Origin of the sequence: Muriicola sp. E247 (genome assembly GCF_041358175.1) — a bacterium.
Classification (GTDB): Bacteria; Bacteroidota; Bacteroidia; order Flavobacteriales; family Flavobacteriaceae; genus Muriicola.
The window spans coordinates 112,087-133,468 of the sequence record NZ_JBGKBE010000004.1; the positions used below are offsets into that span (position 1 = coordinate 112,087).

Consider the following 21,382-nt stretch of genomic DNA (forward strand, 5'->3'; position numbering starts at 1 on the left):
ACATATGGAGACTACCACAGGGAAAATAATTGTTGAGAAAATAAAGGAATCCAAGATCGCCAAGGTAGATTTTTCCAATCTTCCTTTCGGAAAGGTCTATTCAGATCATATGTTGGTTTGCGATTATAAGGACGGGGCATGGCAAACCCCTCACATTAAACCATACGGTCCTATATCCTTAGATCCGGCGGCCAAGATCTTTCATTACGGGCAATCCGTTTTTGAAGGAATGAAAGCCTACAAGGACGCTGAAGGGCAGGCCTGGCTTTTCAGACCTGACGAAAACCAGAAAAGACTCAATATATCTTCCAAACGAATTTCCATTCCAGAGCTTCCTAAGGAAATATTTATGGAAGGCCTGCGTACGCTTTTAAAACTGGAAAAAGACTGGATTCCTACCACTCCGGGAAGTTCATTATATGTAAGGCCTTTTATATTTGCTTCAGGCGTGGGATTGCATGCCTCTCCTGCAGATCAGTACAAATTCTTTATTGTCTGTGCTCCTTCCGGACCCTATTTTGCCGGGAAGATCAAAGTTCTCATAGAGGAGAAGTATTCGCGGGCTGCTAACGGAGGGGTCGGATTTGCAAAGGCTGGAGGAAATTACGCCGGGCAGTTTTATCCCACTCAACTCGCGGTTGAAAAGGGCTATCAGCAAGTGATTTGGACCGATGACAATACGCATGAGTACATAGAAGAGGCCGGAGCCATGAATATCTTTGTTCGAATCAATGATACACTAATGACCAGTCCGGTTAGTGATCGAATCCTGGATGGTGTTACGAGAAAAAGTGTTCTCGATATTGCAAAGGCTGAGGATATTCCGGTAGAAATTCGAAAAATTAGGGTTGAGGAGCTTATTTCAGCCTCTAAAAACGGTAGCCTGAAAGAGATGTTTGGTGCAGGTACTGCGGCCGTAATTTCTCCTATATCAGGTTTCGGACACAGAGATGCAGACTATATGTTACCAGAATTGGAGAATAGCTATGCCTCACTCCTGAAAAAACGAATAACAGACATTCAGTACAACAGGGCAGAAGATCCTTTTGGGTGGCGATTTAAAATCGACTAGATTAATATCAGGGGTATCAGGTTAAGTTGCTCCTTACTTGTCGAGGATGGCCTTGATATCCGGTTTAAAATAAGAAGGACCTTTCAATACTTTCCCATCCTCACGGTATATGGGTTTCCCATCTTCCCCGAGCTTACTCATATTGCTGCGCTGAATCTCCTCGAAAACCTCTTCAATAATATGTTGCATCCCGTGCTCGAGAATGGTTCCACATAAAATATAGAGCATATCCCCCAGGGCATCTGCGACTTCCACGAGATCACCTTTCTGAGCTGCTTCATAGTACTCTTCGTTCTCTTCGTCCATTAGATTGTAACGCAGTAAGTTTTTAGCCTCCCCCAAATTGGCTTTGGGAGTTTCCGACACTCCAAGACCGAAGGAGCGATGAAATAGGGCAACGGCATCTATCTTGCTTTTCATGGTATCGCTTTTTGACGTAGTTTTGTGCTAAAATATAAAATATGTTCAGCACTGGACAATTAATCTTTGCCGCCCTTTTTGTTCTATTTTTTACGGTTGTTATTGTATTTTCTTATAGAAAGGACAAAAAACTTCACAATAAAAATTACAATGGAGTAAAATGGGTGGGTATTGTTTTTATCCTTTTCATAATTTTTCTTTTTACTATTAAATATCTGCTGAAAAATTAACAAATTTTTTAGCTACACCACAAAAATTGCTTCTCTGACAACATTATCCCCGTTTCGTGCGTATACTATAAGAAAACACGTACTTTTGCGTTATAGTATCAAAGAAATCCGATAAATGACAACCTTTTTTACCATTTTCTTTGTTTTGATTTTAGTAAATGCTGCTCTTCTCGCTTTTAGTTTGTTTACAAATAAACGCAATCAGACAGAAATTCAGGGTGGCAAAACACAAGCCAATGAAGAGATAATTTATCCTCTCGATTGGACATCCTCAGAATACAGAAAAGCCATTTAGATTCCTATCTTTAGGAAATGAAACACTTTTTACTGGTCTTTCTTGGAGGAGGTATTGGCAGCGGCTTACGCTTTCTTATCAGTAAGTTTCTTAATCCCTATTTCAGTTCTTTTTTTCTGGGCACTTTTAGTGTTAATATAATTGGATGCTTCCTTATTGGTCTCATCCTTGGAATTGCCACAAAATCTGCTGCACTTAATAATACACTTCTTATTTTCCTTACCATAGGATTTTGTGGAGGCTTTACCACCTTTTCTTCATTTGCCCTTGAAAACTATGGTATGCTACGAGAGGGGCAGATATTCTCTTTTCTAATCTATACGCTGAGCAGTATATTGGCAGGAATCCTCGCAGTCGCGATGGGTCTCTGGCTTGTTAAATTCCTTTCTTAAACTATAATTAAAGCCAGCGTTCTTAAACTTTATTCCCACTAGATACACCAATTCTTACGGTGTATGTTAATACACCCCTACAAAATAATCATATTTTCAAATTACAAAGTTTAGAATATCATACCCCTATTTATTAAGGGTATAATTTATTATAATAATAAAAATAATCAACATACCCCTATTTTTTTAGGGGGTCAATTAAAATAATACAATATTTGGCCCATCAACAATAAACTAATACGATGAAAAAAGTAGAAGCAATTATTCGAAAATCGAAATTTGATGATGTGAAAAAAGCACTTCATGAAATTGAGGTGAATTTCTTCAGTTACTGGGATGTCACCGGTGTCGGAAATGAAAAACAGGGACATGTCTACAGAGGGATTTCCTATAGCACTTCTGATATCCAAAGACGGTACCTCGAAATTGTGGTCTCAGATGATTTTCTGGAAAGAACGGTCAATACAGTTTTGGAAGCTGCGTATACCGGTAATGTAGGAGACGGAAAGATTTTTGTCTCAGATGTCCTGGAGGCATACAGAATCAGAACACGTGAAAACGGCCATGACGGAATTAACTAAAGCAAAAAACTAACTCACAAGTAAAGAAATATGGAAGCAGGATTATTTACAGCTAACAATATATGGATGATGGTTTGTACCGCATTGGTATTCTTCATGCATTCAGGATTTGCCTTTTTAGAAATAGGGCTTACCAGACAAAAAAACACTATTAATATACTTTTTAAGAACATCTTTATCATCACAGTAGGCTTACTGATGTACTATATAGGGGGTTTTAACCTTATGTACCCAGGTTTTGCCGACGGTTCTGCCGGTATACTCGATTTTGCAGGCTTCGGTATTGCCGCGCCGGAAAACGGTATGACACCTGAATACGCCGATGGAGGTTATACCTGGTGGACAGATTTCCTCTTTCAGGGCATGTTTGCCGCCACAGCTGCCACTATCGTTTCGGGAGCTGTTGCCGAAAGAATTAAGATCGGCCCCTTTATGATTTTTACCATCTTTTATGTAGGCCTGGTATATCCTATAGTCGGATCATGGCAATGGGGAGGTGGATTCCTTTCAACACTAGGAGGTGATGACGCCGGATTTTATGATTTTGCAGGATCTACCCTGGTTCACTCCGTTGGAGGTTGGGGAGCGCTTATCGGGATTTATCTCCTTGGCGCACGAATTGGAAAATTTGGAGACAAGGGAGAAATAAAAGCAATTCCGGGACACAATATCCCAATGGCTACTGCCGGGGTTCTTATCCTGTGGCTGGGCTGGTTCGGATTTAACGGGGGCTCTGTTTTATCAGGTGATCCCGAACTTACTTCCCTTGTACTTGTCACTACCAGTTTAGCGGCAGCTGCGGGAGGTGTAGGCTCCCTTATCCTTTCAACCATACTCTATAAAAACCTTGACCTTACCATGTTCCTGAACGGAATCCTGGGCGGACTAGTCGGAATAACTGCCGGAGCAGATCTGATGTCTCCTAATGAAGCAGTTGTTATCGGTCTGATTGCAGGGTTTATCATCGTCCTTGGCGTTGCCCTTATCGACAGGCTCAGACTCGACGACCCGGTTGGTGCGGTAACTGTCCACTTAATCTGTGGTATATGGGGAACACTCGCCGTTGGAATGTTTGGTGCAAAAGCCGGAGGAGAACAATTTCTCTATCAACTGGCCGGTGTAGGTGCAGCAGCTACATTTTGTTCTCTAACAGCATTTATAATCTTTTACAGCTTAAAGAAAACTATTGGAATTAGAGTATCAAAAGAAGAAGAAATTGAAGGACTCGACCTTCACGAACACGGGATGGACTCCTATGCAGATTTCAGAATGAACCAACATTAATAAAAAGGTGACGGAGCGTTTGGCAGAACGCTCCGTCTATAACCTTTTCCAAAATTTCAACTTAAAAGAGTAATAACATCCTCTAAAGAGGACATACAAACACAGAAATATGAAAACGATTATAACAACAAATTTCGCAAAAAAAATAGTTTTTCTCTTTCTCCTGACCAGTACTTTTTCGGTTTTAGCTCAGGAAGAAGAGGCCGCGGAAGAAAAGAAATTCACAATTAGTGGTACCGTTGATGCCTATTACAGGGCCAACCTTAATTCAGCTAACTCAGGTGTAAATTATTCCGCTCCCGGCTCTTCATTTGCCAATCTTCCCGGCTTTGCCCTGGGCATGGCCAATGTAATTGCCAATTACGAAGGCGATGATGTAGGTTTTGTTGCCGATCTTGTCTTCGGCCCAAGAGGAACGGATGCCATTTTTGCATCTCCGCTGTATTCAGCTACAGGGAATATTGTCAACCAGTTATACGTATACTGGAACGTAAGTGAATCTGTAACCCTGACCTTTGGTAATTTCAACACCTTCCTGGGCTACGAAGTAATCTCCCCTGCAGGTAACTTCAACTACAGTACCTCTTATCTGTTCTCTTACGGACCCTTTAGTCATACAGGGCTCAAGGCCGATTTTGATCTGGGAAATGACTGGTCATTAATGCTTGCTGTAATGAATCCCACGGATATTACTGAGTTTAATCCCAACGGAAAATACGCCTACGGAGCCCAACTCGGTTACAGCGGACAATATTTGAACCTCATTGCCGACGACGGAAATTTTGAAATCGACTATACCGGGGGATTTGATATCGATGAAGATTTTTACCTCGGGATTAATGCAGCTTATTTTGACGGTGCAGACGACACCGGATTTGCAGGTGTTGCGCTATATCCTCAATACCAGACCTCAGACACTTTTACCCTGGGTCTGAGAGGAGAATACTTCACAGAAACCGGAAACTTCGGAGCTATCGGCACAGGAGTTGAGGATTCCAGCGTACTGGCCCTTACACTAACAGGAAGTGCTACAATCGGAGACCTGGTTATCAAACCAGAACTCAGACTGGATAACGCTTCTGACGATGCCTTCCTGGACTCAGATGGAGCAAGCATGAAAAGTTTGTCGTCTTTTGTCCTCGCAGCAGTATACTCTTTCTAAACAGGGAGTAATTATTAGTTTTGTTTAGTTCGTTGATAAGCCCTGGCAACCTTGCCAGGGTTTTCTTTTTGTCTATTTAAACGCCTTTACGCCGGCTAAAATCCGGGTGCTGATATGATTCTGACTGGGTACGAGCGGACAGGAGTATTTTTTGTTGTAAGCACAGTAGGGATTGTAGGCCTTGTTGAAATCAATGACCAGTGTATCTTCTTCCGGGATCGTAAGATCAATATACCTTCCTCCCTCATAGGTGAGTTCTCCGTTGGTTTCATCGGTAAAGGGAAGAAAGAGATAGTCTTCAAAACCTTCCTCCGATTTCAATTCTTCATTCTGATAAACCTCCAGTTGATACTCTTTTCCATTTAAGGAAAAGGTGACAACACCATAGACCACTTCCTCAGACAATCGATCTGTATTGGTTGGCATCATGAAGGGAATCGCATCTGGTGTCCTTACAAATTTGGCCCGAACACTGTAAAGCGTATCAGGCTCAAAAAAATCGAGTCCCTGAAAGTCCTTTCTGTATCGGTCTGGAAGAGGAGATACCTCTGGATCTGAGAATTCTTCATTGAGGGAATTCTGGAATTCAATGATCGAGGCCAGTTTTCGATCGGAAGGAATTTCCTTTGGGGCTGCCTGGTCGTGATATTTTTTTCCATCACCACAATTTACTGATAACAGAAGTGCACCAATAGAAAAACAGACTAAGAAGAAATCCTTCATGAGAGGTGGTTTTATGTCAAAAGTACAACTTAGGGCATTTTTTAGCTAGATTTAACACTATTTACTCGCGGAGCAAACCCTGCAACTAACAGGACCAAAGTAACCATCCATTTATGAAGCTGCTGTACACTTCCTATATGAATTCCTTTAAGGGTCTCTCCAGGGAAGTTTGGTGGCTGGCCCTGGTTACGCTGATCAACCGTGCGGGAACGATGGTGATCCCTTTCCTGTCGCTCTACCTGACACAGGATCGCGGATTTACCCTGGAAAATGTCGGTGTGATCATGAGTTGCTTCGGCTTGGGATCACTCGCAGGAACCTGGCTGGGTGGAAAGCTTACCGACAGAATTGGATATTATAAGGTAATGACAGGAAGTCTGTTGCTCACAGGCCTTTTCTTCTTCTGGCTTCAGCTCCTTGAATCATACTACGCTATTTGTGCAGGTGTTTTTGTACTTATGGTAATCGCAGATGCTTTCAGACCGGCTACCTATGTGGCCATGAGCGCCTATAGCAAACACGAAAACAAAACCCGTTCAGTCACGCTGATAAGACTGGCTATCAACCTCGGTTTTTCTGCCGGACCGGCAATTGGCGGAGCGATCATAGCCGCTGCCGGATACTCCGGACTATTCTGGATTGACGGCACCACATGCCTTCTGGCAGGGGTGCTATTGCTCTTTGTGCTCCATCCGGCTAAAGCAAAAGAACTAGACATCGTGTATAATCAATCGCCAAAATCTGCCTATCGAGATTCTTCCTACCTCCTTTTTATTGTTGCCATGATCCTGCTGGGCTTTATTTTTGTGCAGTATTTTTCTACGGTTCCACTGTTTTACAATGAGGCCAGATCATTAAGTGAATTCAATATTGGCTTGTTACTGGCGATGAACGGACTTATCATCTTTGTTTTTGAAATGCCCCTGATCAAATTCCTGGAATCCCGACCTATGTCACAACTTAGCCTTATGATCCTCGGATTCCTGCTTACCGTGCTGAGTTTTGTTTTCCTTACGTTTGGGAGCTGGACAGGCCTGTTGATCATTGGCATGATCCTGATGACCTTTGGTGAAATGATCATCTTCCCGTTTTCAAGCGCTTTTGCCATGAATAGATCCAGGACCGGGAAGCAGGGAGAATATATGGCGCTCTACAACATTGCTTTTTCTATTTCCCATATTTTCGCACATAACGGAGGTATGCTATCTATCTCAAAATTCGGATTCAAATCTACCTGGTTTATTGCCATGGTTATTGGAGTTTTAGGGATCCTGTTTTTAGTGATATTGCAGAACCGTTTAATTAAAAAATCATCGAAATGAAATTTAGGATCTTAATTCAATCACTCGCCCTGCCTCTGATATGCCTGATGTGCAACTGTTCGGGACCAGAAAGGAAGTCGAATCAAAAGTCTGCAGATAAAGAATCTCCCACAGCAGATCAATCTGAGTATTACAACGTCGCCTTTCTTCTTATGGAAGGCACCTATAATACGGAGTTTACAGCTCCCTATGATATTTTTCAACACACCGTATATCGCGAAGGCATACGCCCAATGAAACCCTTTACCGTTGCGAATACAAAAAATCCGGTGACCACTTTCGAAGGCGTCCGTATCCTTCCCGATTTTGACTATACCAAAGACTCCCTTCCCCCAATTGACATCCTGGTAGTTCCCAGTGCTGAACATCATCTGGATTCGGACTTAAAAGATGTACAAATGCTCGATTTTGTAAAAAAGGCTGCCAGGGAAGCAAAATTCGTAACCTCTCATTGCGACGGGGCATTTGTTTTAGCAAAAGCAGGATTATTAGATTCTGTGGTTTCAACGACCTTTCCTGATGATATTGTGGCCTACCGGAAGATGTTCCCTATGTTAGACATCAGGGACAGTGTTCTTTTTGTACATGACGGAAAATACATTACCTCAGCGGGAGGGGCCCGAAGCTTTGAAGCGGCCCTTTATCTATGTGAATTTCTTTACGGGAAAGAAATAGCGAAATCGCTGGCAAGAGGACTTGTCATAGAATGGGACCTAGAGCAGTTGCCTCACCTCATTCATCAATAATATCGTAACGGGCGTCTTTAAAATACTTTTCGATGATCTCATTAAACTCAGGTGTTATGCGGAGGAGAGCTGTATTTTCCAGACTGTAAAGTTCAGCCTTATCCGTATACCCGTTTTTCAGTAATTCTTCCAGATAAAACAGGGCCGTACCAAAATCTTCATATTTAGCACTGTCTGATATAATATTGAGATAATTCTTATACTCTTTGGGTGATGTAATCGTCTTCACCATCCACAAGTAGCTCAATGCTTCTTCATTAACGGGATTCTGAGCTTTTTCCAGCGCTATGTTATCCTCCACCAGAGCATTGATAAATCCTAGGAGGCGATTCCCCATTTCTTTTTCAAAAGGGTCAGCGCTTTTCATGAATTTTTTTATCTCCCCCATCTGGTAATTCCACCACCCCAGGTTGTTGTAATTGAGTGTCAGGACATCATCATTGAGGTTGAAGTCATATTCATTGCGGATAAAAAATTCTTTCTGCATATATCGCCTTTGCTTTCTCAACTGAAGGTCATATCCCTTTTCTCTTGAGATAACTTTTCGCCTTTTTTTCAATTCCTCCAGATCAATTAATCCTTTAAACTTGGTGACCATTTCTTCTGCCATATATGCGGCAGCCAGGTAATTATTCTCCAGGACGAAATTGTTCAGGGTTGCAAAATTACGGTTGTATATACTTCTGATATAATCATCGTCTTTTGGCACATTGCCTTTATTCATGGATTTCAAGGTGAGAATTTCGACTGCCCGCTGAAGGTAGGAGGCATCTGGCCATTCCTGCCCTCCCTCAAAAACCAGGAGGTTATCAATAAACTTTTGCTGACCCAGAGCCCGTCTGGCACTACCTGTCAGATTAAAATCTGCAATAAGGTCGTTAAAATGATAGTCGGATCTCCCCACAACACCTATATACTGAAATGGATTTTTAGGATCAAGCAACTCCTTAAAAGGCAAATCTGAACCAAATGAAATAACTCCTTCAATAGGTCTGATTACAGAGGGAAGTATAGATGCGAATTGGGCGCCCACACCCAGACCTGCGGTATACGTCCTTTCTTTATGGATAGGAAACAACGAAAAGACAGTATTGAACATTCTGCTCGTAATCAGCGTATTCTGAACAATAGACAGGCTATCATTGATGTTATTGGAAGCAGCAAGAATATAACCTTCCTTTTCTGCAATCTCGCGGAACATATGTACAATTTGCTTCCCCCTCCCCTGCATATCCATAGCAAAAAGTACCGGCCATTTCCCTCCCGGTTCATAGGAAGTAGGAAGATAAAGTGCGAAAGTTTCTGGAATGGAATCGTTGATACGGATAGAATCCCGAACAACTCCTTTTCTGATAGCAATTTCCTGTCCCTGTAAGGCGGAAATACAAGTTCCCACCATCACTAGAAAGACTAAAATCTTAAATTTCATAGCAATCTATTCCTCAAAAATCCGGCCAAAATTAAACACTGAGACCGCGAATCTTCAAATCATATGTCAAATTTCAGGAAAATGACGAAAATAAGAGATGAAGAATTACTTCTGATTCTAAATTACGGAATAATTCTTATCCTTTTCGCTTTTTTATCGGACCATCTGCAACCACATCAGACAGGATGATGTGTGTACGTGTCTCCCCATACAAAATGAGCCTGTCGATAAATTGTTCAAGGTGAAACTGATCCCTCAGGACCACTTCCATTATTATATTTTCATTTCCTGTGATTCTATAACAATTAACTACCTCATCAAGGGTTGTTACCATTTCAAGGAATGGTTTTAACTTCCCCATAAAGGCCTTTAAGGTGATGATAGCTTTTAATTGGTAACCAGCCATGGCATGGGAAACCCTGGCATAATATCCTTCGATTATTCCGAGGTCTTCCATTTTTTTAACACGTTCAGCAACTGCCGGGGGAGTAAGTCCTACCTTCCTTCCAATGCTGGCAAAGGATTCACGGGAATTTGCCTGTAATTGTTGCAATATTCCCCAATTGAGATGATCTATCTGTGATTTCAATTTTTTTAACGTTGAAAATTTAACTTTATTAAGCAAATATACTATTTCTCTTTATTTAGTAAAGCAATTTTGGGTAAATAGCATGTAATTTTAAGTTTCTAAAGCCTTGAAAAAGAATGATGTCCCAAAATCATCTCGGATCGCTACCGATCTACAAAAAAGCAATTGAATTAAGCACCCTTAGCAGGGAGTTGGGTTCTTTTGTGTGTTATAATAAAAACATATTGAGTTTATATCAATCTGATAGTTTGAGAGATCACATTGCAGATTCATTAATCACCGATGCAACTTTAATTCCTCAACAGATCGCAAGGGCTGAAACTTCCAACTCGGTTGAAGACAGAATGAAAAGCGCAACTTTCATTGGAATCATGCTCCGAAATATCAATTCGTATTGCAATGGCCTTGAGCAGGACGGTCTGAGAGAGAAGGAATACCTGAATTTATTAAGAAGGGAAATCCGGATTTTCCGGAGGTCATTTAAGATCTGGCGAAAGTCGATCGCCAAGTATGGCCATAAAAAAGAAACCTGGCACTTCCGGGAATATCTGGGGTAACGCCTCCCCTTGCTTCTTGCTCTGACGAATTTCTTTTAAAAACAACTGTTACATATTACGGCGGTATTGCCCCCCAACTTCAAAAAGGGCATGGGTAATCTGCCCAAGGGAACAATATTTGGTTACTTCAATGAGTTTTTCAAAGATGTTTTCGTTGTGAACTGCCACATCCTGCAATTCCTTTAATCCTTGCTCAGCCCTCGACTTATTTCTTTCTTTAAGGCCTTCAAGGGACTTTAACTGTCTTTGTTTCTCTTCATCTGTTGCCCTTATGACCTCCTTGGGAAGAATGGTTGGCGATCCTTTTGAACTCAGGAAGGTATTCACACCAATAATTGGGTATTGCCCATTGTGTTTTAGGGTTTCGTAATGCAAACTTTCTTCCTGAATCTTAGATCGTTGATACATTGTCTCCATGGCTCCCAGGACTCCTCCCCTTTCTGTTATCCTGTCAAATTCGAGCAATACGGCCTCTTCTACCAGATCAGTGAGTTCTTCTATGATAAATGACCCCTGAATGGGATTCTCATTTTTGGCAAGACCCAGTTCCTTATTGATGATCAGTTGTATGGCCATCGCCCTTCTCACCGATTCCTCGGTGGGTGTTGTGATCGCTTCATCATATGCATTGGTGTGAAGGGAATTGCAATTGTCATATATGGCATACAAGGCCTGCAGGGTGGTGCGGATATCATTAAAATCAATTTCCTGGGCATGCAGACTTCGCCCTGAGGTTTGGATATGATATTTGAGCATTTGGGCCCTTGAATCGGCCCCGTATTTCTCTTTCATAGCTTTTGCCCATATCCGCCTGGCAACCCTGCCGATGACAGCGTATTCCGGATCGACACCATTGGAGAAAAAGAAGGACAGATTGGGGCCAAATTTATTAATGTCCATCCCTCTGCTCAGATAATACTCCACGTAGGTAAACCCATTAGATAAAGTAAAAGCTAGCTGTGAAATAGGATTGGCTCCTGCCTCCGCGATATGATATCCGGAAATAGATACCGAATAAAAATTGCGGACCTTTTTCTGAATAAAATATTCCTGTACGTCGCCCATTAGCCTTAAGGCGAATTCGGTAGAAAAAATACAGGTATTCTGTGCCTGGTCTTCTTTCAGGATGTCTGCCTGAACGGTTCCTCGTACCTCCTTCAACGTACGGGTTTTGATTTCCTGGTACACCTCTGCCGGCAATACCTGGTCACCAGTTACCCCAAGGAGAAGAAGGCCCAATCCATTATTCCCTTCAGGGAGGTCACCAGCATAGGCTGGTCGCCTATTATTGTCATTCTTAAATATGGAATCAATTTTCTTTTCCACTTCTTTTAACAGGCCCTTCTCCCGGATATATTTTTCACAGTTCTGATCTATGGCGGCATTCAGGAAAAATGCCAGTAGCATAGGTGCCGGACCATTGATCGTCATACTTACCGATGTCATTGGGTTGGAAAGATCAAAACCCGAATAGAGTTTTTTGGCGTCATCCAGGGAGCAGATTGAGACCCCGGCATTGCCTATTTTCCCATAAATATCAGGGCGCTCTCCCGGATCATTTCCATAAAGGGTGACAGAATCAAAGGCCGTTGAAAGTCGTTTCGCCTTCATATCGAGGCTCACATAATGAAACCTTCGATTGGTACGTTCCGGTCCGCCTTCTCCGGCAAACATCCGGGTTGGGTCTTCTTCTGTTCGTTTAAATGGATAAAGCCCTGCTGTGTACGGAAATTTTCCCGGTACGTTTTCCTGAAGGCTCCAGCGCAGTAAGTCGCCCCAGGCTTCATATCTGGGTAGCACTACTTTTGGAATCTTCAAATGGGATAGCGACTCTGAATAAGTATCTATCTCCAGTTCTTTATCCCTTACTTTAAATTTGTAGACCGGTTGTTTGTAGCGTTGCACCTTGGCTTTCCATTCCACCAGGGAAACCCAGTGATGGGGATCAAGATTCAATTTCTGGATATTGAATTCAGAAATCAGCAGGTCTAATAAGGTGAGTTTATCCTCTTTGACATCTCCCTTCAAGCCCTTTTCATCAAGGCCCGATTCTAACAGGTAGGGCCAGGTCTCTCCATGGGTCGCTAAGGTATCTTCAGGAAGGAGGGTGAGAATAGACTTGTACAACCCATAAAGTGACTGGGCGGTTTTGCTCTGTGCCAGGGCCTCTTTATCATAAGCACGATTGCTTTCTGAAATCTCAGATAAATAGCGTGTTCTGGCGGGTGGGATGATGTAGCGCTTTTCAGGTTCATCTCCCGATACTTCGAAGGTAGAATTTAATAAGGCACCGGCCTTTTCGTGTAAAGCGTGCATCACAGCTTTATAGAGCGAATTCATCCCGGGGTCGTTAAACTGGGAAGCGATAGTTCCGTAAACCGGGAGCGAATCGGGATCTGCATCCCACAGGTTGTGGTTCCTGACGTATTGTTTTTTTACATCCCTAAGCGCATCCTGGGCACCCCGCTTATCGAATTTATTGATCGCCACCAGGTCGGCAAAATCGAGCATATCTATTTTTTCCAGTTGAGTGGCCGCCCCAAATTCTGGTGTCATCACATAGAGGGAAAGATCGCTGTGTTCTACGATTTCGGTGTCCGACTGACCAATACCGGAAGTTTCGAGAATAAGCAGATCGAACTGAGCGTGTTGAAGAATATCCAGGGCATCCCCCACGTATTTGGACAAGGCTAAATTAGACTGGCGGGTGGCAAGGGACCTCATATAGACCCTTTCGCTATTGATGGAGTTCATCCTTATCCGGTCTCCTAATAATGCTCCTCCTGTTTTCCTTTTAGAGGGATCAACCGAAATAATCCCAATATGCTTTTCAGGGAAATCAAATAAAAACCTCCTTACCAATTCATCCACAAGGCTCGATTTTCCGGATCCTCCTGTACCTGTGATCCCGAGGACAGGAACTTTCGTGCTTACTTTCCCAAGGGTGGTATAATGCTTTTCATATTCGTCCTGCTTGTTTTCGGCAAGACTGATCAATCGCGCGAGCGTGGTGATATCTTTATTCTTCAGGGAAGCAGCTAGATCTTTTCCCTCAGGCAACTCAAGTGGCAGGGTTGGGAAATCCGACTGTTCAACCAGGTCGTTAATCATCCCCTGCAGACCCATTTTACGACCATCATCGGGAGAATATATCCTGGTAATACCATAATTCATCAGCTCTTTTATCTCTTCAGGAAGAATGACTCCTCCTCCCCCTCCAAAGATTTTGATATGTCCCGCACCTCGTTCCTGAAGGAGATCGAACATATACCTGAAATATTCGTTATGGCCTCCCTGGTAAGAAGTCATGGCAATGGCATTGGCATCTTCCTGTATGGCGCAATCCACCACCTCAGAGACAGATCGGTCATGTCCCAGGTGGATTACCTCTACCCCGGTCGCCTGAATGATCCGCCTCATAATATTAATAGCCGCATCATGCCCGTCAAAAAGTGAGGCAGCCGTTACAATTCTGACCTTATTCTTAGGGATATAGGTTTTAATTTGCTCCATTTGTAATTATCAGTCCATTTATCGCATGCAATTTACGATAAATGCAAAAATTATTAGGTTCTATTTAGAATTTTATAATACTATGCCTTGCTTTTGAACGCCCATATGATTGTGGTATTTTTAATCTCTAAAACAGGAAGCCTTGAAAGCAACCTTTCTTATCCATTGTCCGGACCAGCCGGGAATTATTAGTACTGTAACGAGCTATATTCAAAATAAAGGGGGCAATATTGTTTACCTCGACCAGCATGTTGACAAGGAGGCTGAGGTATTCTTTATGCGATTAGAAGGGGAATTCCTAACAACCCTTAAAGCTAATTCTAATATAGAAGACGATTTTGAGAAGGAAATAGCGGTACCCTACGCAATGGAATGGAGTGTACATTATGGTGATAAAAAACCCAGGATGGCCCTTTTCGTCAGTAAATACAATCACTGTCTTTACGATTTGCTCATTCGATATTCTTCAGGGGAATTAGACGTAGATATCCCTTTTATTATCAGCAACCACGATGACCTAAGGTATATCGCCGATCAGTTCAAGATCCCGTTCCACCATATCCCGGTAACTAAAGAGCTCAAATCCAAGGCTGAAGAGGAACAGTTAAGGTTGTTGAAGCAATCTAGTGTCGACTTTATCGTCCTTGCCAGATATATGCAGATTGTAACCTCGAGATTAATTGCAGAATACCCCAATAAAATCATCAATATCCATCATTCCTTCCTCCCGGCTTTCGCAGGTGCCAAACCCTATCATGCAGCCTTTAACCGAGGTGTGAAAATCATTGGGGCTACCAGCCATTACGTAACAGAAGAACTGGATGCCGGGCCGATCATAGAACAGGATACCACCCGGGTTTCCCATGTCCACAAGGTTCGTGATTTTATTGAGAAAGGAAGGGATTTGGAAAAACTAGTTCTCTCCAGGGCAGTTCATCTGCATGTGAACAGAAAAACCATGGTCTACAATAACAAAACGGTCATATTTACCTAAGTCATTGAGCATAAACAGTATATCTCTCAAAGAATAAATTAGTTCTTTCCTAAGTTTATTTTTCATAAATTACTCTTGCATTGCTTAGTAAAAAAAGGTTTATATCCTGCCTGAATTCAGGATTTTAAGCTCAAAAGTTCCAGGAATCGAATGACAAAAATTGCCATACTCGGACCCATACCCAGAGACACCATTGTAACCCACCACAATGAAACGATCAGGAAATACGGTTGTGTGTCCCATCCGGTTATAGCCCTGGCCAAACTGTTTGGGGATGAGGGAACAGTATACCCCGTTTCCCATGTACACGAGAAGGACTACGAGAATATCATCGATCTTTTTAAAGCCTATCCTAATATTGATACCAGTCATATCTCGAGCAAGCACGACCGGGGAACCGTTATAGAACTGAAGTTTATCGACCAGAACAATCGGCTTGAGCGACAGACTGCCTGTATGAAACCTATCATACCAAAAGACATAAAATCAATGGACGAGATGGATGCCTATGTCTTTGTTCCGATCACTGATTTTGAAATATCCCTGAGAACATTAAAATACATCAAGAAAAACAGAAAAGGTTTGGTTGTATTTGATGCTCACGGCCCCACAACTTCTATGGGTATGACAGGGGACCGATACAGGAAATTCTGGGTTGATATGGATCAGTGGCTGAAGTATATCGATATTCTCAAAATGAACCTTGAAGAATCTCAGGCATGCTGGATGAAACACGAATATTCATCAGAGGAAATGACCAGCTACGACGAAGAAAGGACAGATCATCTGGATGAAATGGCCGCCCATGTTCTGAAAAAAGGAGTAAAATACTTTTATGTAACCCTCGATGCAAAAGGCTGTGTTTATTACTTTAAAAAAGGCAAGGACATTCAAAAACAATTCGTAAAATCTATCTATATGGAAAATGTGGTAGATACTACGGGCTGCGGAGATTCCTTTGCAGGAGGACTGGCGTATGGCTTTGCTGTTTACGGAGATCCTGAGCAAGCTGCTAAATTTGCCAATGCTCTGGGAGCCCTAAGGACCCAGGGCAAAACCTTCGAAGTCTTTAAATCTAAAGCAGAAACTGAAGCACTTATTTCTGAACACTACGGAGCATAACTATTTTGTAGTTGCCTTTCGCAAATGCTGCCTCTGATTGTCTACCAGGCCTTTATTCTACCCCTGTGTATTCCGGGCACCCAAATACAGCTGCAATAATCTCAAAAAAGTACCGTTTAATAAATAAGAATGTGGTAAGGTAACCTTCTGGTAATCTTTACTTAACCACAATAAGAAAGAAATAAAATATTTTTATACCCTTACTATTTGAGTTAGTATTTTTGAGTTAGTTAGTTTAAAAAACCGGTGTAGTGGCCGGTTTTTTTATGGTTAATTCTGAAGAAATTTCCAACTGCTCATTCTACTTTACTGTACAGGCCATCAAAAAGGACATTGACCGCAACCCCATTGCGCAATACTTCCCAAACCTGGCGCACCTTCCCATCCTCCAGCAAGGTCCATGTGATACGCTGTACCGTAATACTTTCGTCTTCATTAATGACCTCATCAGACATCAGGATCATTTGATTATCAATGCGTTTTCCGCTTAATTTTAAAATCGTTCCTGCCGTATCAAGCCAGAGTTGTTCCCATAAGCCGGTAGTCGTATTGTAGAAGTTATAACTCGTGCCTGTAAAGTTTCCATTAGCGCCTTTCCAGTTCTCTCTCAACACACAGTCACCCTGTATCTTTTCAATCACATTTTCGCCCGCAATGTTACCATTGGGCAAGGTAACTTCCCATTTTCCAAGCCAAAAATCAAAAGCAGCGTGATCTTCGGTGCAACAGGCGCAGGGATTATTCTGTGCCACAAGGGGAGAAACAAATAGCAAACCAACTGCAAGAATTGATATTATTTTTTTCATTTATAAAAAGATTGAAGGCAGAAGGTACAAAAAGGAGCCCATATTTTTAATTTCTAACTTTTCAGCCACGGTTTTGTGAAGAATTCGCTACTACAATGTTAATTTTTAGATAAATAACATCATTTTTAGCTGAATACCACCAGACCCAAAAACTATTGTGCCACTTGCAACGTATCTTTGTATAAAAGATTATTACTATGGAAAATCAGTACTGCAAGGTGGGATCAACCACGCATATAACCAGCGGATCTCAAGCTTCTACAAGATTGGTAAGCTACTATCAGACATTTGTCAATATGGCGGCAGACACCCGATATTCAGGGACCCAACTAGGTGACTTTTTTGAAAGGAAGGCCAGAATTCTGAAAAAGACAATGGAAGAATTGGCTTAGTCTCCGGTTTGAATTTTTTTAATCTCCCTGCCCATAGCCTGCTGCAGTAAAGTTGCTTGTGCAGATGCAGCTTCTGCAAAGTCCTTATCCCGCGAAGCGTAAATTATACCTCTTGAAGAATTGATCAACAAACCGATATCATCGGTAATCCCGTGTTTACAAACTTCCTCCAAGCTTCCTCCCTGTGCACCAACGCCGGGAACCAATAAAAAGTTTTTTGGCACTATTCTTCGTATTTCCTTTAAAAACTCTGCTTTGGTTGCTCCGACAACAAACATGAGTTGATCCGGATTTTTATAAGTCAGGGCTGTCTCCAGTACTTGCTTGTACAATTCTTTTCCATCGATTTGCTTCGTTTGAAAATCAAAAGCACCGGGGTTAGATGTCAGGGCGAGTAATATGGTAAACTTGTCTGTAAAGTTCAGGAAAGGTTCCACTGAGTCCCTACCCATATAAGGAGCTACTGTTACGGCATCAAATTTAAGGTCCTCAAAAAAAGCCTTCGCATACCTTGTAGCTGTATTTCCGATATCACCCCTCTTGGCATCGGCTATAGTAAATATTTCAGGGTAGTTGGCATTGATATAATTGATCGTCTTTGACAAGGATTCCCAGCCTTTTATACCGTTAGCTTCGTAAAAGGCCGTATTAGGCTTGTAAGCCACACATAAATGATGAGTAGCGTCAACTATAGCCTTGTTAAAAGCAAATACGGGGTCTGGTTCCTTCAGGAGATGAGGAGGTATCCTTTCAGGGTCTGTATCGAGTCCGATACACAAGAATGAATTCTTCTTCCTTATCTGGAAAACTAGCTCGTCTGTACTCATTGTATTTAGAAGATTTCTGAGGCCTCTTTTAACTTCTCGGTATTCTCCACCAGCATGAGTTCATCTATGATCTTCTGAATATCCCCGTTAATGATGTTTTGCAGATCGTAAAGGGTAAGTCCGATTCGGTGATCGGTTACCCTGCCCTGAGGATAATTATAGGTCCTGATTTTAGCAGAGCGATCCCCGCTACTTACCTGGGAATTCCTTTTTGCAGCATCTTCTTCCTGGCGTTTTTGTAATTCCATATCGTACAATCGGGATCGCAGTACTTTAAATGCCTTATCCTTGTTCTTATGCTGTGATTTTTCATCCTGGCACTGGGCGACAATCCCTGTAGGAATATGTGTAAGCCTGACGGCCGAATAGGTAGTATTTACAGATTGTCCACCAGGTCCTGAAGAACAGAAAAAATCTATGCGCACATCCTTGGGATCTATCTGTACATCAAAGTCTTCGGCTTCGGGCAAGACCATTACGGTTGCCGCACTTGTATGCACCCTGCCCTGGGTTTCGGTCTGAGGCACACGCTGTACCCTGTGAACCCCGGCTTCGAATTTCAGCGTTCCATATACGTCCTCTCCGGAGACCTCAAAATGAATTTCTTTATAGCCCCCGCTTGTTCCTTCACTAAGGTCGATGATATTGGTTCTCCATCCCTTTGACTCGCAATACTTAGCGTACATTCTGTAGAGGTCTCCTGCAAAAATGCTGGCTTCGTCACCTCCTGTACCAGCTCGGATTTCCATGACTACGTCCTTGGCATCTTCAGGGTCTTTTGGAATGAGCATAAACTTGATCTCTTCCTCCAACTCAGGTAAAGCTTCCTTAGCTTCCTCTAACTGCATTTTTGCCATTTCCACCATTTCCGGGTCTGCTCCCGCAGAAAGGATCTCTTCGGCTTCTTCCAGGTTGTTCTTGAGTTCGAGGTAGGTTTTTCTTTTTTCTACCAAGAGTTTGAGGTCCTTGTATTCCTTGGTGAGTTGTACATAGCGTTTTTGATCTGAAATGACATCCGGCTGGATGATCAGGTCAGACACCTCATCAAATCGCTGTTTTATAATGTTTAATTTATCTATCATGGTCTATCTCCCTTGCGAAGCGAATTTACAACATTTAAGGCCAATGCGGTAGAATAAATTATAGGTTCAACAGCCCGGGCCTCTTTCACCCTGGAGTAGTCTGACAAGGAGAAGCCGGGTGTAAAAAAAGTTGCCTGAGGGATAAAGCCTATTCGAAGACCCTCAGGATATCGCCGTTTAGTTCGGTATTAAAAATCTTAAGGGGATTGTTGGTGATGGCGTTTAATGGTGTTCCTGTTTGCGAAAATCTTGAACCATGTGTAGAACAGAAAAAAATTCCCCCATCATCTTCTATAAAACGAACCTGATCTGTTTGCTGGTGACTGCAGATTTGACTAGCAGCTATAAAGTTTCCCTCCAGGTTTTTCACAACCACCACATCATTCTTCAAAATAAAGTCGCCATTATTCTGAAGCATAGCTCCTTCACTAGAGGTAAGGTCTATCGTAAAATCAACTCCTGTAGGAACTGGAAGCCCGGGACCATCTTCTTTGGAGCATCCCTGGACACAGGGAAAAGTTAAGGCAAAGGCCGCTCCGGCTCCAAGGGTTTTTAAAAACGCTTTTCTTTCCATAGCATATCGGTTTTTCTGTATATAGAAAACGTCGTTTCAAAAAGAATCGTATATCCTAATACGTAAAGGAGCCAAATGGGCTTTCGATGGTAAGTTTTTTCTCCGGATGAGCCTCTATTCTGCCGATAACACGCGCATCGATCCCAAAGCTTTCCGAAATAGCGATTAAATCTGCTGCCATTTCCTTATCCACATAGAGTTCCATCCGATGGCCACAATTAAAAACCTGGTACATTTCTTTCCAGTCGGTTCCCGACTGACTTTGGATAAGTTGAAATAAAGGAGGAACGGGAAAAAGGTTATCCTTGATCACATGGTATTGATCGAGAAAATGCAGGATTTTGGTCTGGGCTCCACCACTGCAGTGTATCATGCCGTGTATTTCTGAAGCTGAATGCTCCTCCAGCATCTTCCTGATAACCGGGGCATAGGTTCTGGTTGGTGAGAGAACGAGTTTACCAGCATCCAGGGGTACATTATCTACTGTATCCAGAAGGTTCATCTTACCCGAGTATACTAACTCTTCAGGAACCGAGGGATCAAAACTTTCCGGGTATTTCGCGGCGAGGCCCTTAGAAAATACATCATGTCTTGCCGAGGTAAGTCCGTTACTGCCCATACCCCCATTGTATTCCTTCTCATAGGTTGCCTTACCATATGAGGACAATCCGACAATAACATCCCCCTCCCGGATATTGGCATTATCGATCACCCTATCGCGACGCATTCTGGCGGTAACTGTCGAATCCACAATAATTGTCCTCACCAGATCACCCACATCGGCCGTTTCGCCTCCGGTCGACTTTATATGAACACCGTGGGCAGACATTTCCTCTATGAACTCTTCGGTGCCGGAAATGATCGCTTCAATAACTTCACCCGGGATCAGGTTTTTATTTCTTCCAATGGTTGAGGAGAGGAGAATATTCTCTGTTACCCCAACACATAAGAGATCATCCAGATTCATGACAAGGGCATCTTGGGCAATCCCTTTCCATACAGACAGGTCTCCGGTTTCCTTCCAGTACATATAGGCCAGCGAAGACTTAGTGCCTGCGCCGTCTGCATGCATAACAAGGCAGTAATTGTCATCCCCAGTAAGGGTATCCGGGACAATTTTGCAAAATGCTTTTGGAAATAACCCCTTGTCGAGGTTCCTGATAGCCTTATGAACATCCTCCTTGGAAGCAGAAACTCCTCTTTGATGGTAGCGTTTACTAATGGGCACGTTGAATAGTTCTTAATTTATCGCAAAAATAAGGGAATGATA

The 21,382-nt window shown here is 42.5% G+C and carries 22 protein-coding genes; 12 read left to right on the plus strand and 10 right to left on the minus strand.

Annotated elements, in window-relative coordinates:
* Window positions 1–4: 4 nt before the first annotated feature.
* A complete protein-coding gene (locus tag ACA086_RS08120) occupies window positions 5–1,072 on the plus strand; it encodes a branched-chain amino acid aminotransferase (protein ID WP_371002834.1) in 1,068 nt (355 codons plus the stop codon).
* Between the two features lie 33 nt (window positions 1,073–1,105).
* On the opposite strand, the gene ACA086_RS08125 is transcribed toward ACA086_RS08120, so the two are convergent.
* A complete protein-coding gene (locus ACA086_RS08125; protein WP_371002835.1) occupies window positions 1,106–1,492 on the minus strand; it encodes a hypothetical protein in 387 nt (128 codons plus the stop codon).
* A gap of 345 nt (window positions 1,493–1,837) precedes the next feature.
* Here ACA086_RS08125 and ACA086_RS08130 point away from each other — a divergent pair, with 345 nt between their 5' ends.
* The 5 genes from ACA086_RS08130 (at window position 1,838) to ACA086_RS08150 (ending at window position 5,436) form a co-directional block, all read left to right on the plus strand.
* Window positions 1,838–2,017, plus strand: a complete 180-nt coding sequence (locus ACA086_RS08130; protein ID WP_371002836.1) for a hypothetical protein — start codon at window positions 1,838–1,840, stop codon at window positions 2,015–2,017.
* Between the two features lie 17 nt (window positions 2,018–2,034).
* The gene (crcB, locus tag ACA086_RS08135) at window positions 2,035–2,409 is read left to right on the plus strand and encodes a fluoride efflux transporter CrcB (protein WP_371002837.1); all 375 of its coding nucleotides are present in this window, start codon (window positions 2,035–2,037) and stop codon (window positions 2,407–2,409) included.
* 242 nt (window positions 2,410–2,651) lie between these two features.
* Window positions 2,652–2,990 carry a P-II family nitrogen regulator gene (locus ACA086_RS08140; protein WP_369748819.1) on the plus strand — a complete coding sequence of 113 codons (339 nt, stop codon included), beginning with the start codon at window positions 2,652–2,654 and terminating at the stop codon, window positions 2,988–2,990.
* Window positions 2,991–3,020: 30 nt separating this feature from the next.
* Entirely contained in the window at window positions 3,021–4,274 is a 1,254-nt protein-coding gene (locus ACA086_RS08145; protein ID WP_371002838.1) for an ammonium transporter, read from the plus strand.
* A 109-nt stretch (window positions 4,275–4,383) separates the two neighbouring features.
* Window positions 4,384–5,436, plus strand: a complete 1,053-nt coding sequence (locus tag ACA086_RS08150; protein WP_371002839.1) for an outer membrane beta-barrel protein — start codon at window positions 4,384–4,386, stop codon at window positions 5,434–5,436.
* A 72-nt stretch (window positions 5,437–5,508) separates the two neighbouring features.
* On the opposite strand, the gene ACA086_RS08155 is transcribed toward ACA086_RS08150, so the two are convergent.
* The gene (locus tag ACA086_RS08155; RefSeq protein ID WP_371002840.1) at window positions 5,509–6,159 is read right to left on the minus strand and encodes a DUF1684 domain-containing protein; all 651 of its coding nucleotides are present in this window, start codon (window positions 6,157–6,159) and stop codon (window positions 5,509–5,511) included.
* 113 nt (window positions 6,160–6,272) lie between these two features.
* Here ACA086_RS08155 and ACA086_RS08160 point away from each other — a divergent pair, with 113 nt between their 5' ends.
* Window positions 6,273–7,481 carry an MFS transporter gene (locus ACA086_RS08160; RefSeq protein WP_371002841.1) on the plus strand — a complete coding sequence of 403 codons (1,209 nt, stop codon included), beginning with the start codon at window positions 6,273–6,275 and terminating at the stop codon, window positions 7,479–7,481.
* A complete protein-coding gene (locus ACA086_RS08165) occupies window positions 7,478–8,227 on the plus strand; it encodes a DJ-1/PfpI family protein (protein WP_371002842.1) in 750 nt (249 codons plus the stop codon). Before ACA086_RS08160 ends, ACA086_RS08165 begins: the two co-directional genes overlap by 4 nt.
* Here the strand turns inward: ACA086_RS08165 and ACA086_RS08170 are convergent.
* On the minus strand, window positions 8,214–9,656 hold the full coding sequence (locus ACA086_RS08170; RefSeq protein ID WP_371002843.1) for an alpha/beta hydrolase: 1,443 nt from the start codon (window positions 9,654–9,656) through the stop codon (window positions 8,214–8,216). The two genes, ACA086_RS08165 and ACA086_RS08170, sit on opposite strands and share 14 nt — an antisense overlap.
* 136 nt (window positions 9,657–9,792) lie before the next feature.
* Window positions 9,793–10,245 carry an Lrp/AsnC family transcriptional regulator gene (locus ACA086_RS08175; protein WP_371002844.1) on the minus strand — a complete coding sequence of 151 codons (453 nt, stop codon included), beginning with the start codon at window positions 10,243–10,245 and terminating at the stop codon, window positions 9,793–9,795.
* Window positions 10,246–10,361: 116 nt separating this feature from the next.
* Here ACA086_RS08175 and ACA086_RS08180 point away from each other — a divergent pair, with 116 nt between their 5' ends.
* The gene (locus tag ACA086_RS08180) at window positions 10,362–10,802 is read left to right on the plus strand and encodes a hypothetical protein (protein ID WP_371002845.1); all 441 of its coding nucleotides are present in this window, start codon (window positions 10,362–10,364) and stop codon (window positions 10,800–10,802) included.
* Window positions 10,803–10,850: 48 nt separating this feature from the next.
* Here the strand turns inward: ACA086_RS08180 and ACA086_RS08185 are convergent, their stop codons facing one another.
* Complete coding sequence (locus tag ACA086_RS08185) at window positions 10,851–14,315, minus strand: methylmalonyl-CoA mutase family protein (RefSeq protein WP_371002846.1); 3,465 nt, start codon at window positions 14,313–14,315, stop codon at window positions 10,851–10,853.
* A 142-nt stretch (window positions 14,316–14,457) separates the two neighbouring features.
* On the opposite strand from ACA086_RS08185, the gene purU reads away from it, so the two are divergent.
* On the plus strand, window positions 14,458–15,309 hold the full coding sequence (purU, locus tag ACA086_RS08190; RefSeq protein ID WP_371002847.1) for a formyltetrahydrofolate deformylase: 852 nt from the start codon (window positions 14,458–14,460) through the stop codon (window positions 15,307–15,309).
* 150 nt (window positions 15,310–15,459) lie between these two features.
* Window positions 15,460–16,431: a carbohydrate kinase family protein gene (locus tag ACA086_RS08195; protein WP_371002848.1), complete on the plus strand. Its 972-nt coding sequence runs from the start codon at window positions 15,460–15,462 to the stop codon at window positions 16,429–16,431.
* A 296-nt stretch (window positions 16,432–16,727) separates the two neighbouring features.
* On the opposite strand, the gene ACA086_RS08200 is transcribed toward ACA086_RS08195, so the two are convergent.
* On the minus strand, window positions 16,728–17,237 hold the full coding sequence (locus tag ACA086_RS08200) for a hypothetical protein (RefSeq protein ID WP_371002849.1): 510 nt from the start codon (window positions 17,235–17,237) through the stop codon (window positions 16,728–16,730).
* Window positions 17,238–17,434: 197 nt separating this feature from the next.
* Between ACA086_RS08200 and ACA086_RS08205 the strand changes: the two genes are divergently transcribed.
* Window positions 17,435–17,629, plus strand: coding sequence for a hypothetical protein (locus ACA086_RS08205; RefSeq protein WP_371002850.1), 195 nt, complete (start codon window positions 17,435–17,437; stop codon window positions 17,627–17,629).
* Here the strand turns inward: ACA086_RS08205 and pyrF are convergent.
* The 4 genes from pyrF to ACA086_RS08225 all read right to left on the minus strand — a co-directional run bounded on the left by pyrF (window position 17,626) and on the right by ACA086_RS08225 (window position 21,340).
* Window positions 17,626–18,456 carry an orotidine-5'-phosphate decarboxylase gene (pyrF, locus tag ACA086_RS08210; protein WP_371002851.1) on the minus strand — a complete coding sequence of 277 codons (831 nt, stop codon included), beginning with the start codon at window positions 18,454–18,456 and terminating at the stop codon, window positions 17,626–17,628. The two genes, ACA086_RS08205 and pyrF, sit on opposite strands and share 4 nt — an antisense overlap.
* A gap of 5 nt (window positions 18,457–18,461) precedes the next feature.
* Window positions 18,462–19,538, minus strand: a complete 1,077-nt coding sequence (gene prfA / locus ACA086_RS08215) for a peptide chain release factor 1 (RefSeq protein ID WP_371002852.1) — start codon at window positions 19,536–19,538, stop codon at window positions 18,462–18,464.
* A 148-nt stretch (window positions 19,539–19,686) separates the two neighbouring features.
* Entirely contained in the window at window positions 19,687–20,112 is a 426-nt protein-coding gene (locus ACA086_RS08220) for a ubiquinol-cytochrome c reductase iron-sulfur subunit (RefSeq protein WP_371002853.1), read from the minus strand.
* 55 nt (window positions 20,113–20,167) lie between these two features.
* Window positions 20,168–21,340, minus strand: coding sequence for an AIR synthase related protein (locus ACA086_RS08225; protein WP_371002854.1), 1,173 nt, complete (start codon window positions 21,338–21,340; stop codon window positions 20,168–20,170).
* Window positions 21,341–21,382: the final 42 nt, after the last annotated feature.

Bases quoted from the DNA above. Each gene is read 5' to 3' on its own strand.
- ACA086_RS08120 (WP_371002834.1), top strand. From the start codon at position 5: ATGGAGACTACCACAGGGAAAATAATTGTTGAGAAAATAAAGGAATCC.
- ACA086_RS08125 (WP_371002835.1), bottom strand. From the start codon at position 1,492: ATGAAAAGCAAGATAGATGCCGTTGCCCTATTTCATCGCTCCTTCGGT.
- ACA086_RS08130 (WP_371002836.1), top strand. From the start codon at position 1,838: ATGACAACCTTTTTTACCATTTTCTTTGTTTTGATTTTAGTAAATGCT.
- crcB (WP_371002837.1), top strand. From the start codon at position 2,035: ATGAAACACTTTTTACTGGTCTTTCTTGGAGGAGGTATTGGCAGCGGC.
- ACA086_RS08140 (WP_369748819.1), top strand. From the start codon at position 2,652: ATGAAAAAAGTAGAAGCAATTATTCGAAAATCGAAATTTGATGATGTG.
- ACA086_RS08145 (WP_371002838.1), top strand. From the start codon at position 3,021: ATGGAAGCAGGATTATTTACAGCTAACAATATATGGATGATGGTTTGT.
- ACA086_RS08150 (WP_371002839.1), top strand. From the start codon at position 4,384: ATGAAAACGATTATAACAACAAATTTCGCAAAAAAAATAGTTTTTCTC.
- ACA086_RS08155 (WP_371002840.1), bottom strand. From the start codon at position 6,159: ATGAAGGATTTCTTCTTAGTCTGTTTTTCTATTGGTGCACTTCTGTTA.
- ACA086_RS08160 (WP_371002841.1), top strand. From the start codon at position 6,273: ATGAAGCTGCTGTACACTTCCTATATGAATTCCTTTAAGGGTCTCTCC.
- ACA086_RS08165 (WP_371002842.1), top strand. From the start codon at position 7,478: ATGAAATTTAGGATCTTAATTCAATCACTCGCCCTGCCTCTGATATGC.
- ACA086_RS08170 (WP_371002843.1), bottom strand. From the start codon at position 9,656: ATGAAATTTAAGATTTTAGTCTTTCTAGTGATGGTGGGAACTTGTATT.
- ACA086_RS08180 (WP_371002845.1), top strand. From the start codon at position 10,362: ATGATGTCCCAAAATCATCTCGGATCGCTACCGATCTACAAAAAAGCA.
- ACA086_RS08185 (WP_371002846.1), bottom strand. From the start codon at position 14,315: ATGGAGCAAATTAAAACCTATATCCCTAAGAATAAGGTCAGAATTGTA.
- ACA086_RS08195 (WP_371002848.1), top strand. From the start codon at position 15,460: ATGACAAAAATTGCCATACTCGGACCCATACCCAGAGACACCATTGTA.
- ACA086_RS08200 (WP_371002849.1), bottom strand. From the start codon at position 17,237: ATGAAAAAAATAATATCAATTCTTGCAGTTGGTTTGCTATTTGTTTCT.
- ACA086_RS08205 (WP_371002850.1), top strand. From the start codon at position 17,435: ATGGAAAATCAGTACTGCAAGGTGGGATCAACCACGCATATAACCAGC.
- pyrF (WP_371002851.1), bottom strand. From the start codon at position 18,456: ATGAGTACAGACGAGCTAGTTTTCCAGATAAGGAAGAAGAATTCATTC.
- prfA (WP_371002852.1), bottom strand. From the start codon at position 19,538: ATGATAGATAAATTAAACATTATAAAACAGCGATTTGATGAGGTGTCT.
- ACA086_RS08220 (WP_371002853.1), bottom strand. From the start codon at position 20,112: ATGGAAAGAAAAGCGTTTTTAAAAACCCTTGGAGCCGGAGCGGCCTTT.